A 10,131-nucleotide genomic window follows, 5' to 3' on the forward strand; every position below is an offset into this window, starting at 1 on the left:
GGTCAGCACGGAACCGACTTCGCTCACCTGCGCTTCGGTGCCGAAATTGGCGATCTGGTCCTTGATGACCTTCGAAATTTCTGCGGCGTTGATATCCATGTTCAGCCTTTCATCGCCAGGGCGAGACTATTCAAACGGGTGCGGATGGAGGAGTCGATCATCTGGCTGCCGATCTTGACGACCAGCCCGCCGAGGATCGCGGGATCGACCCTGGCGTCGACCGCGACATCGCGACCGACACGGGCCTTGAGGCTCTTTTGCAGAGCGGTGATCTGGCTGGCGTCGAGCGGATGGGCGCTCGTCACTTCGGCGCGGGCCTCGCCCTTGTGATTCGACAGAAGCGTCTCATAGGCGCGGATGACCGCTGGCAGCTGCGACAGGCGACGGTTCTGGGCGAGGACGCCCAGAAAATTCGTCGTCAGCGCGTCGATACCCATGGAGGATGCGACTGCGGCGATCGTCTTGCCCTGTGCGTCACGGCTGAGGACGGGGCTGTTGATCAGCCCCTTGAAATCAGCCGATTCGGCCAATGCTGCCTTGAGCGCGGCCAAGCTCGCTGCGACGGTGTCGAGCGTCTTGCCGTCGCGGGCCAGATCGAACAGCGCCACCGCATAGCGGCCGCTGAGGCTGGCCTGAATACCGCCGGTAGTCTCCACGCGCTTACCGTCCTCCACTTCATTTGCCGGTCATGCAAAAAGGGGGCGCGGTCTGATCCGTCCCGGTCCCCTGTTGGGGGGCCGGTTAGCAGTGGGATTGTGACTATGCAAGTCATGGAACGCGATTCGACCGTCAGGATGGAAACATCGCGATTTGACTGAGTTTTTATATGGGCTGAATCGGCTATTTTCCGGCGTCGGGCGGCGCGAGCCGCCCCTTTTGGCAATGATAGACGATCCGCTCGTTGGGCTGGGCCGGCAGCAGGGCGGTGAGATCTGTCTGGAGCGAGGCGATCTTCGCCAGCAGCGCGGAGTCGTTGCCGCATCCCTTGATCGGACCGTTCCTCAACAGGGCGCGGGCCTTGGCCATGGTGTCGAGGTCGGGCAGCCAGCGCTGGACCCGCAGCGTGCCGGTGGCGGGGTCGAAACGGCTGACGGTTACGAAATTATGGTCGTCGGGTACTTTCGCCCGCTGCCAGCCGGTGCCGGAGGCAAGATATTGCGTGCCGCCATCGACGCAACCGCCATCGGCCCAGTGAAAGCCGATGTCATTGGGTTCCGAGACGGTGAGGCGACTGCGGTTGAGGTCGACCTTGCAGACATTGTCGCCTGCCCAGGCATAGGCGTTGTTGCCGGTGACGCTTCTGTCCTCGGGCAGCTTGATGCGCTCATCGATGCTGGAGAAGCTGGGCTTCAGGAAGAAGAGTCCGATCGCGCCGAACAGCAGCACGCCGCCGCCCGCCAGCCACCATGTCGCTCGCTTCTCCCGGCCCTGGCTGTAGAACAGGCCACCCGCGCCCAGACCCAGCACTGCCAGCGCCAGCAGCACCGCCGCGCCCGCCATCGCATTTTCGCGGGCCGAGATGACATCGCGTTCGGCCGTGTCGCGGGCCTTGGTGATCGCGGCTTCGAGAGCATCGGCACGGGCGCGCTCGGACTGCTCGCTCCGCGCTTCCTCGCGTTGGGTGAGGGCGGCTTCGGCAGCGTCCGCCTCCGCCATGGAGCGGCACGGGACGACGGTGTGCAGCGAGGATACGCCCGCCTGACGCAGGAAGGAGGCGATCTCCCGCCACGATACGGCGAATCCGAATTCGGCATCATTGCCGTCCGATATGGAGCCGAAGCTGTTGACGCCCAGCACCCGGCCGCAATCGTCGACCAACGGTCCGCCGCTATTGCCTGCCGCCAGCGGCGCTGTGTGCAGCACCGTGTCGAAGCTCTGGCTGGCCCGGCCAGAGGAGACGGTGCCGCTGGTCTTCACCGTGCCGAGCGGCTCGACCAACTGCTTGAGGCCGAGGCCCTGTGCGCGGTCGACCGTGCCGGGATAGCCGATCGCGGTGACATGCTGGCCGTCACTGATCGCCCCGGCGTAAAATGTGCTGACCGGCAGGCTGCCTTCCTCGAGCTGGATCAGCGCCAGGTCATTGCCCGGCGAATAGGCTATGATCTTGCCGCCATAGGTCCTGGTCCCCTCCGAAGGGATGACGCCGATGACGAGATCCTTCTCCTCCCGCGTCAGTTCGACCACATGGGCATTGGTGATGATCTTGTCCGGCGCGACGGCAAAGCCGCTGCCATGGCCAACAAAATAGGCATCCGAGCCGTTGGTCGCGACCAGCACGACGCGCACCACCCCGCGAGCGGCGGCGGCGATATCCTGCTGTTCGGCGTGCGCGGAGAGCGGTGCGCAGACCGCCAGTGCGGGCATAAGGAAAAGGGCGAGGCGACGGAGAAAGGCGACCATGGTTGGCGGCATTCATATGCGATGGTGGGATTGAGGCAATGCGGAAATGCGCGAATCCGCTTTTGAACGCAAACGGCGGGAAGTCTGGCGTCTTTCAAACGGCTATCCCATATGCATGACCAAGATGTTGAATCCTGAAGCCGTTCCTGAAATCCTGACCCGATCCATGCCGGACCCGGATGCCTGCTGGGCCGCGTTTTTGCGCCGGGATCGCGGCTTTGACGGCCGGTTTGTCGGTGCGGTGCGGACCACCGGCATCTATTGCAAGCCGAGTTGCGCGGCCCGGCACCCGAAACGCGAGAACATGATCTTCCTGCCGGATGCTGATGCGGCGCGGGCGGCGGGGTTTCGCGCCTGCCTGCGCTGCCGCCCTGATGAAGTGGGTCGCGACCGGCTGGCGGTGGAGATGGCGCGGGCGTTTATCGCGGAGGCGGAAACGCCGCCCCCGCTGGAGGCCGTGGCGGCTCATGCCGGCTATGCGCCGCATCATTTTCATCGGCTGTTCAAGCGGGAAACCGGGCTGACGCCAGCAGCCTATGCCCGGTCGCTGCGGGCCGAGCGGCTGAAATCGGCGCTCGGCGAGGGCCGCAGCGTCACCCAGGCGATCTATGAAGCGGGCTATAATGCGCCCAGCCGCGCTTATGCGGATGCCGAAAAGCATCTGGGGATGACGCCGAGCGCCTGGAAGGATGGCGGCCGGGACGTGGTGATTCGCCATAAGGTGGTGGCGACCGGCCTCGGCCCAATGCTTGTCGCGGCGACCGGGCGGGGCCTGTGCCGCATCAGTTTCGATGAAGGGGAATCGGATCTTCGACGGCGCTTCCCCAAGGCGGAGATCTTGCCCGCCGATGCCCGGCTGGAGGGGCTGGCGACGCAGGTGGCGCGGTTGATCGATGACCCGGCCCATGCGCCCGACCTCCCGCTGGACGTCTGCGGAACGGCGTTCCAGCAGGCGATCTGGGCTGCGCTGCGCGCCATCCCGCTGGGCGAGACGCGGAGTTACGGCGAGATCGCGGCGGCCATCGGCAGGCCCGGCGCTGTGCGGGCCGCGGGGACGGCCTGCGGCGAGAATGCTCTTGCCGTCCTTATCCCCTGCCATCGGGTTTTGCGGAGTGACGGAAGTCTGGGCGGCTACGCCTATGGCACGGAACGCAAGCAGGCGTTGTTGGAGCGGGAGAGGCCGCTTCGATCGTTTCTCGACGGGGCTTGAAACGGGCCGGGTTCAGCTTGGACGTTTTTTCAGCCGCTCCATGATGGCGCGCCGCTGCGCCTTGCCCATGCCTGCCCAGCGGCGGATTTCGTCGGTCGTTCGGCCGCAGCCGGTGCAGACGCGCTTCGCCTTGTCGAGCTTGCAGATGTTGACGCAGGGGCTTTCCATGGGAGTCTCAGGCCATCACATGAAGCTGTAGGGGTCGACGTCCACTGCGACGCGGGTTCCCGATTTCCAGCTGAGATTGCCCAGCCATTCGCGGATCGCACCCTGCACGTCGACCTGCCGCGTCGCGTGGATCAGCAGGCGGTGGCGATGCCGCCCGCGGAGCACCGACAGCGGAGCGGGGGCGGGGCCATAGACGCGCATCCCCTCTATCAGCGGCGCCGACTTGCCGATCAGCCGGGCGACCTCGGCGGCTTCGTCGGCATCCTCGCTGGAGATGATGATCGCGGCGAAGCGACCGAAGGGCGGCGCGTTGGCGTGGCGGCGATTGGCCGTTTCGACCTCGTAGAATCGTTCGGAATCGCCCGCGATCAGGGCCTTGATGACTTCGGCTTCGGGCATGCGGGTCTGGATGAAGACGCGGCCCGGCTTCTGCCCGCGTCCGGCGCGGCCCGCGACCTGCACGATCTGCTGGAAGGTGCGTTCCGATGCGCGCAGATCGCCGCCTTCCAGGCCCAGATCGGCATCGATCACGCCTACCAGCGTCAGGTTCGGGAAATGATAGCCCTTGGTGACGAGCTGCGTGCCGACGATGATGTCGACTGCGCCCGCTTCCACCGATTTGACGAATTCCGCGACTTTGGCGGGGGACCAGAGCGTGTCGGAGGTGACGATGGCCGTGCGGGCATTGGGCCAGAGCGCCTTCACCTCGTCCGCGATCCGTTCGACGCCGGGGCCGCAGGCGACCAGCGAATCCTCCTCCTTGCACTCCGGGCAGAAGCGCGGGGCAGGGACGACATGGCCGCAATGATGGCAGGCGAGCCGATGGGTCAGCCGATGCTCGACCATCCAGGCGGTGCAGTTGGGGCATTGAAAGCGATAGCCGCAATGGCGGCAGAGCGTCAGCGGTGCATAGCCGCGGCGGTTGAGAAAGAGCAGGCTCTGCTCCTCCTTCGCCATATTCTCGTCGATCGCCTTGACCAGCGGCGGCGCGATCCAGCGGCCCCGCTCGGGCGGGTCGGTGAGCAGGTTCACCTCCTCGATGGCGGGCATTTGCGCCCCGCCGAAGCGCGAGGGCAGCTTGATCTCGCGATAGCGGCCCAGTTCCACCTGATGCCGGGTTTCGATGGCGGGGGTGGCGGAGGCGAGTATGACCGGAAATTTCTCGATAAGCCCGCGCATCACCGCCACGTCGCGGGCGTGATAGTGAACCCCGTCCTCCTGCTTGAAGCTGGCTTCATGCGCTTCGTCGACCACGATCAGGCCGAGATTGGGATAGGGCAGGAACAGGGCGGAGCGGGCGCCCACCACCACCGGCGCTTCGCCCGCAGCGATCGCCCGCCACGCCCGGCGCCGCTCGCTCTGGCGCAGGCCGCTGTGCCAGTTGACCGGAACCGTGCCGAAGCGCCTTTCGAATCGCTCGAGGAAAGGTTCCGTCAGGGCGATTTCCGGGAGCAGCACCAGCACCTGCCGCCCGTCCCGGATGGCAGCGGCAATGGCCTCGAAATACACCTCCGTCTTGCCCGATCCGGTGACGCCGTCGAGCAGGAAGGGCGCGAAGGCCCGTTCCCTCACCGCCTCTATGAACTGGTCGGCGGCTGCGCCCTGCCTGTCGGACAAGACGGGCGGGGCATGATCAGGATCGGGCATGGGGAAGGGGGTGTCGACACTGACTTCCACCGCTTCGAAAGCCCCCGCCTTGATCAGCCCGCGAATCACTGCGTCGCTGACCCCGCCGATCATCGCCAGCTCGCGGATCAGCCCCTGCCGTTCGCCGATGCGCTCCATCGCCTGAGCGCGTTGCTCGGTCATGCGCCCCTCAAGCTGTTGCCCCGGCAGGTCGCCGGTGGCGCGATATTCGATGACGGTTCGCGCCCCCTCCAGCGCGGCCATCGAAGCCAGCGTCATCCGCAGCACGGCGGCGATGGGGGCGAGATAATAGTCCGCGGTCCATTCGATCAGGCGGCGCACCGTTTCCGGCACCGGCGGCGCGTCGACCGGGCCGACGATGTTGCGCAGGCGATTGTCGCCCACCGTCTCGATATCGGGGAAGCTGTCCTCATCCCACACCACGCCGACGATCTGGCGGGGGCCGAGCGGCGCCACCACGATGCTGCCGGGCTTGGCGCTCATCCCGTGCGGCACGCGATAGTCGAGCGGCCCCAAGGCGGCGTTCAGCAGGATGACACGGGCGCGCGAACTCATTGCCCCCTCCCTAGAGCATCGTGCGGGAAAGTGGGAACCGGTTTTAGCTGCGCTGAACTGCGTTTCCGCTTCAAACGATGCGGCAGCAAAAACTTGGGGCGGATGAGGCAAGCATCAGATTTTCCAGCTGAGCGTCAGCCAGGGAATGTGGGCTACCGCATCCGGGCGGCTGTCGCGGAAGGTCTGTTGCCGCATGTAGAGAAGCTGCGCGTCCAGCAGCTTGCTGATCGGATGGCGCAGGCCGATCTGGTTGCGCATGACCGCCAGGCCGGTCTTGTCGCTCGGCCTCGCGCGGTTGAGATGGAACATCAGTTCGGTCGCCGCCACCAGCGTCCATTGACCGGCGCGGTCGAGCGGAACCGACGCCTGCACCCGTTGGCGCAACCGCCAGCTTGCCCTGTCGGCCGTATCGAAGAAGCGCTGCTCAATCCGGGTCCGCGCAAGCCAAATCCCCTTGGTCAGCGTCATTTGCTGAAACAGGCGCTGCTCCTGTTCCGGTCCTGAGCGGAAATAGGCGAATCCCCCGCCGATCAGCACCCCCGTCGCGATGCGATGGTCCATCGAAACGCGCACGGTCTGCTGATCGCCGCCGGACCTGTCCCGGCGAAGGCGCTGGCTGCTGTCGAGCGTGACGGTATCGGCATCGCTTGCCCTGACGATCAGCGATTCGGTCAGCCAGCCCTGGGTTTCGCTGGTAGCCGCGGCGGCGGGCGTGGCGGCGATCGTTGCGATGAGAACGGACGCCCCCCATATAGGACGGGAAGGCTGGAAGCGGGGCATGGATCGGTCCTTTGGAAAGGTGCCTGCCTCATAATATTGCGCAGGCGCATCGGTAAAGGCTTGGGCACCGGCAATAATGGCTAAGTCCGCCATCAGCCGCTAAAGGGAGCGCGATTCGCCCATCCTTTCGCTTCGGAGCCGTGCCATGAAATTCTTCGTCGATACCGCCGACACCAATGAAATCCGCGATCTTGCCGCCACCGGCCTGCTGGACGGCGTTACCACCAACCCCTCGCTGATCCACAAGTCGGGTCGCAAGTTCCTGGAAGTGGTGGAGGAAATCTGCGGCATCGTGGACGGTCCGGTGTCGGCCGAAGTCGTCGCGCTCGACCATGAGACGATGATGAAGGAAGCCGCCGTGCTGCGGAAGATCGCGGACAATGTCTGCATCAAGGTGCCGCTGACCATCGACGGCCTCAAGACCTGCAAGGCGCTGACCAGCGAGGGCGTGATGGTGAACGTCACCCTCTGCTTCTCGGCCAATCAGGCGCTGCTGGCGGCCAAGGCGGGCGCGAGCTTCATTTCGCCCTTCGTCGGCCGTCATGACGACAATGGCTTCGACGGCATGAAGCTGATCGAGGACATCCGCCTGATCTACGACAATTATTCCTTCGCCACCGAAATTCTGGTCGCGAGCGTCCGTCACCCGATCCATGTGCTGGAAAGCGCGAAGATCGGCGCCGACGTGATGACCGCGCCGCCCTCGGTCATCAAGGCGCTGTTCAACCATGTGCTGACCGACAAGGGCATTGCCGGTTTCCTGGCCGATTGGGAAAAGACCGGCCAGTCGGTCCTCTGATCCGATTTCGGGCATTTGAAGAAAGGCGCGCAGGCCGGTCCTGCGCGCTTTTTTTGTCGCAACCTTCGACGGGGAGCCTCATTCTCCTGGCAAAGGAGAGGCGCAATGTTCGTCGCGGTCTATTGGTGGCGCGTCCATCCCGGCAAGGAAGAACAGTTCCGCAAGGCCTGGGCGCGGGGAACCGATCTTATCCGCGAAAGATACGGCAGCTATGGATCGCGGCTGCACCGTGACGCCGACGGACGCTTCGTGGGCTATGCCGAATGGCCCGATGAAGCGACCTGGCGTGCCGCTTTCGACCGGAAGATGGTCTATGACGATCCCGAAACCCGCGCCGCCTTCGTCGATGCCATTGCCGAAGTGCCGCCCGACGCTGACCCCATCTTCACCATGACGGTGATCGAGGACCGGCTGCTGCGTTCTTCCTGAAGATCCGGCGCGCTGAAGGATGTCCGGTTGCATCAGCGATGTCACCGGAAAGGCGGGTTTTGGGGGTAGTTGCAAAGAGGTGATTGCACAACGCGCCACCTAACTCGTGCTTTATTTGCACAGTCGTCACCTATCCCCTGAAACCAAGGATTTACGAGGGGCAATTTTCTGGGTTTTCACGGATTAAAGCGTGGGCCTTGCCGCGCCTCGAAGTCCACTCAGCCGGTCACGCTGAGGTGTCAGCGAGCATCTTCCGATCGGCAAGCGTCAAGATCGTCAGCATCTCGTTGCCATGCGCTTTCACCGACTGCTCCAGGATGTTGAACCGATTGGCATCCCGCCGATCAAACCACAGACTGGCGGATACGTTCTGGGGGCGAGTGCGATCAACGGTTCCGAACAGCACCTGAAAGGATGGCGATGATGCGTCGACATCCTCCCTGGGGAACCAGCGGTCGGGTATCAGATGGCTGCGCTTGAAATAGCGCCTTCCGGATCGGGAGTGGCAGATCAGGACGATAGGCCAATTGCCGAGGTCGACCATTCGAAGAGAGGTTGCGATCCTACTGGTCGAGTAGAGACCTGCGAGTGCATCGACGCCTTCGAAGTCGGGTTTCTTCATTTCTGCGAGCGAGGAGGCGAAAAGATATCGCGGCATGAGCAGATCGGCTGCGAACCTGTCGGCCTGCTTCTCAAGCTGGCTGGCCGCTCCTGGGTTGCCTATCTCGCTCGTTCTACAAATGGATGATCGACCGCGATGGTGTATCCAGTGCCCCAGTTCGTGGCCGATGGAAAATCGGCGGCGGCGAGGGTCCCCGTCCTTCCTGACAGTGATGATGGCACGGTCGCGGAAGCCGATGATGCGCGCCTCGCAACTCTCCAACTCCTCCTCGCGCACCTTTGCGCCGACGGTCCAGGCGATGGCATCGAGGTCAATGTCGCCGGGGGCCTCGACACCGAGTGATCGGAGCAGCGCCTCGGCCGGGCTGTCATCCGTCACTCGGGTTTCCGTCATCGTCGATGGCGCCAAGCTCACGCAGGTTCCTTAGAATCGCATCAGCTTCGTTGGCCGTGATCCCCTCACCCTTGCGGGCGGCCATCGTCAGTCTGGACTTGAGCTTCACGTCATCATTCGCAAAGCGCGCGAGCACGTCTGCCCGGCGGTCACTGCTGACTGGCAGATGCACGACATGTGCCGCCCGGTCGCGAGTGACCGCCGCGCGTGCCGCCTCGAGTTTCGCCCTACCGGCGCGGTTCAGACCGGCAGCGATTGCATCACGCGCAGCCTGTGCCTCGGCGACCGGATCGGTGCCTTCCTCAGCCAGTTCGGCGAGGAGTTCAGCGTCGGTCATGCTCATGACATCTTCGGTCAGTTCGTCGAGAAATCGGTCCAGCGTGGGGTCGGGTTTCTTGTCCCGGCTCACGAAGTCCACCGATTTGGAGACCTCCCGCTTATCTTGCGACGGATCCGACGTCGGATCGTGTCGTAGCCCGTCTCCGTGAAATCGTAGGTCGACATGATTTCCTCCTTGGTTTGTGGTTCCAGCAGCGCGAGGATGACGAGCATCGCCTCATCGTCGTCGTCGAAGATCTCGTGCAATTCGGCGATCCGGAGTTCGACGTCTTCGGCCCGCAATCGAACAGTCTCCGCATCCGGTTCGACACCGGTGGGAACGACGATCGGATTTCCGTCCGTCCCAGTGGCGTCGAGCGTGTAGTCGACGCCTGCTACGCGCTCTGCTTCCCGGGCCGCCGATGCGATGCTTCGCATGGCGTTTGTCAGGAATTTCACGAACGCCACTTCACGCGGGCATTTACGGCGGCCAGTCGATGCCGCCAGGATAGCTTCCTGGATCAGGTCATTGACCTCATGAGCGGAACCCCACGCGAATGACCTTCCGGCCCGCCGCATGCGGATCAGGTCGATCTCGGTCAGGCCGGCGATGGCGATCCCGATTTCTTCAAGGCCAAGAACGTCGTGGTGCACGTCACTCCCATGGGCTGCCTGATGCATAGGCTGGTCGGGAAGGGACGCGCGGACAAGACGCGCGAAATATTTTTTCTGTCCGCAGACCTCCCCGGATCCGGCCTAGGCTCAGGACCCATTGATTGGCAGGCAGCGATGTGATTCAGGGCTCCGCGA

At 64.2% G+C, this 10,131-nt stretch carries 11 protein-coding genes; 3 read left to right on the plus strand and 8 right to left on the minus strand.

The features are described from left to right. Positions 1-101 precede the first annotated feature (101 nt). Both ACFC3J_RS20560 and ACFC3J_RS20565 read right to left on the minus strand, forming a co-directional pair. Positions 102-656: a F0F1 ATP synthase subunit delta gene (locus ACFC3J_RS20560; protein ID WP_375197859.1), complete on the minus strand. Its 555-nt coding sequence runs from the start codon at positions 654-656 to the stop codon at positions 102-104. Between the two features lie 184 nt (positions 657-840). Continuing rightward, positions 841-2,400: a S1C family serine protease gene (locus ACFC3J_RS20565; RefSeq protein WP_375197868.1), complete on the minus strand. Its 1,560-nt coding sequence runs from the start codon at positions 2,398-2,400 to the stop codon at positions 841-843. 115 nt (positions 2,401-2,515) lie between these two features. Between ACFC3J_RS20565 and ada the strand changes: the two genes are divergently transcribed. Further along, on the plus strand, positions 2,516-3,610 hold the full coding sequence (gene ada, locus ACFC3J_RS20570; protein WP_375197860.1) for a bifunctional DNA-binding transcriptional regulator/O6-methylguanine-DNA methyltransferase Ada: 1,095 nt from the start codon (positions 2,516-2,518) through the stop codon (positions 3,608-3,610). A 12-nt stretch (positions 3,611-3,622) separates the two neighbouring features. On the opposite strand, the gene ACFC3J_RS20575 is transcribed toward ada, so the two are convergent. The 3 genes from ACFC3J_RS20575 to ACFC3J_RS20585 all read right to left on the minus strand — a co-directional run bounded on the left by ACFC3J_RS20575 (position 3,623) and on the right by ACFC3J_RS20585 (position 6,853). Continuing rightward, positions 3,623-3,778, minus strand: a complete 156-nt coding sequence (locus ACFC3J_RS20575; protein WP_375197861.1) for a DUF1289 domain-containing protein — start codon at positions 3,776-3,778, stop codon at positions 3,623-3,625. 15 nt (positions 3,779-3,793) lie between these two features. Beyond that, positions 3,794-5,980: a primosomal protein N' gene (locus ACFC3J_RS20580; RefSeq protein ID WP_375197862.1), complete on the minus strand. Its 2,187-nt coding sequence runs from the start codon at positions 5,978-5,980 to the stop codon at positions 3,794-3,796. Positions 5,981-6,094: 114 nt separating this feature from the next. Next, positions 6,095-6,853, minus strand: coding sequence for a DUF2490 domain-containing protein (locus ACFC3J_RS20585; RefSeq protein ID WP_375197863.1), 759 nt, complete (start codon positions 6,851-6,853; stop codon positions 6,095-6,097). Between the two features lie 52 nt (positions 6,854-6,905). Between ACFC3J_RS20585 and fsa the strand changes: the two genes are divergently transcribed. Next, positions 6,906-7,559: a fructose-6-phosphate aldolase gene (fsa, locus tag ACFC3J_RS20590; RefSeq protein WP_192665793.1), complete on the plus strand. Its 654-nt coding sequence runs from the start codon at positions 6,906-6,908 to the stop codon at positions 7,557-7,559. 105 nt (positions 7,560-7,664) lie between these two features. After that, entirely contained in the window at positions 7,665-7,988 is a 324-nt protein-coding gene (locus tag ACFC3J_RS20595; RefSeq protein WP_375197864.1) for an antibiotic biosynthesis monooxygenase family protein, read from the plus strand. 226 nt (positions 7,989-8,214) lie between these two features. Here the strand turns inward: ACFC3J_RS20595 and ACFC3J_RS20600 are convergent, their stop codons facing one another. Genes ACFC3J_RS20600 through ACFC3J_RS20610 form a run of 3 tightly spaced genes read right to left on the minus strand, consistent with a single transcriptional unit; the run spans position 8,215 to position 9,975 of the window. Further along, positions 8,215-8,988 (minus strand): ImmA/IrrE family metallo-endopeptidase, encoded by a 774-nt coding sequence (locus tag ACFC3J_RS20600; RefSeq protein ID WP_375197865.1) that lies wholly within the window; start codon positions 8,986-8,988, stop codon positions 8,215-8,217. Next, positions 8,978-9,412, minus strand: coding sequence for a hypothetical protein (locus ACFC3J_RS20605; protein ID WP_375197866.1), 435 nt, complete (start codon positions 9,410-9,412; stop codon positions 8,978-8,980). Before ACFC3J_RS20605 ends, ACFC3J_RS20600 begins: the two co-directional genes overlap by 11 nt. Continuing rightward, positions 9,409-9,975, minus strand: coding sequence for a hypothetical protein (locus tag ACFC3J_RS20610; RefSeq protein WP_375197867.1), 567 nt, complete (start codon positions 9,973-9,975; stop codon positions 9,409-9,411). The genes ACFC3J_RS20605 and ACFC3J_RS20610 overlap by 4 nt, the downstream gene beginning before the upstream one ends. Between the last annotated feature and the right edge of the window lie 156 nt (positions 9,976-10,131).

It is taken from the genome of Sphingobium sp. (genome assembly GCF_041987595.1).
Lineage (GTDB): Bacteria > Pseudomonadota > Alphaproteobacteria > Sphingomonadales > Sphingomonadaceae > Sphingobium.

Coding starts and splice junctions, on each gene's coding strand:
- ACFC3J_RS20595 (WP_375197864.1), top strand. CDS start 7,665: ATGTTCGTCGCGGTCTATTGGTGGCGCGTCCATCCCGGCAAGGAAGAA.
- ACFC3J_RS20575 (WP_375197861.1), bottom strand. CDS start 3,778: ATGGAAAGCCCCTGCGTCAACATCTGCAAGCTCGACAAGGCGAAGCGC.
- fsa (WP_192665793.1), top strand. CDS start 6,906: ATGAAATTCTTCGTCGATACCGCCGACACCAATGAAATCCGCGATCTT.
- ACFC3J_RS20565 (WP_375197868.1), bottom strand. CDS start 2,400: ATGGTCGCCTTTCTCCGTCGCCTCGCCCTTTTCCTTATGCCCGCACTG.
- ACFC3J_RS20585 (WP_375197863.1), bottom strand. CDS start 6,853: ATGGCGGACTTAGCCATTATTGCCGGTGCCCAAGCCTTTACCGATGCG.
- ada (WP_375197860.1), top strand. CDS start 2,516: ATGACCAAGATGTTGAATCCTGAAGCCGTTCCTGAAATCCTGACCCGA.
- ACFC3J_RS20580 (WP_375197862.1), bottom strand. CDS start 5,980: ATGAGTTCGCGCGCCCGTGTCATCCTGCTGAACGCCGCCTTGGGGCCG.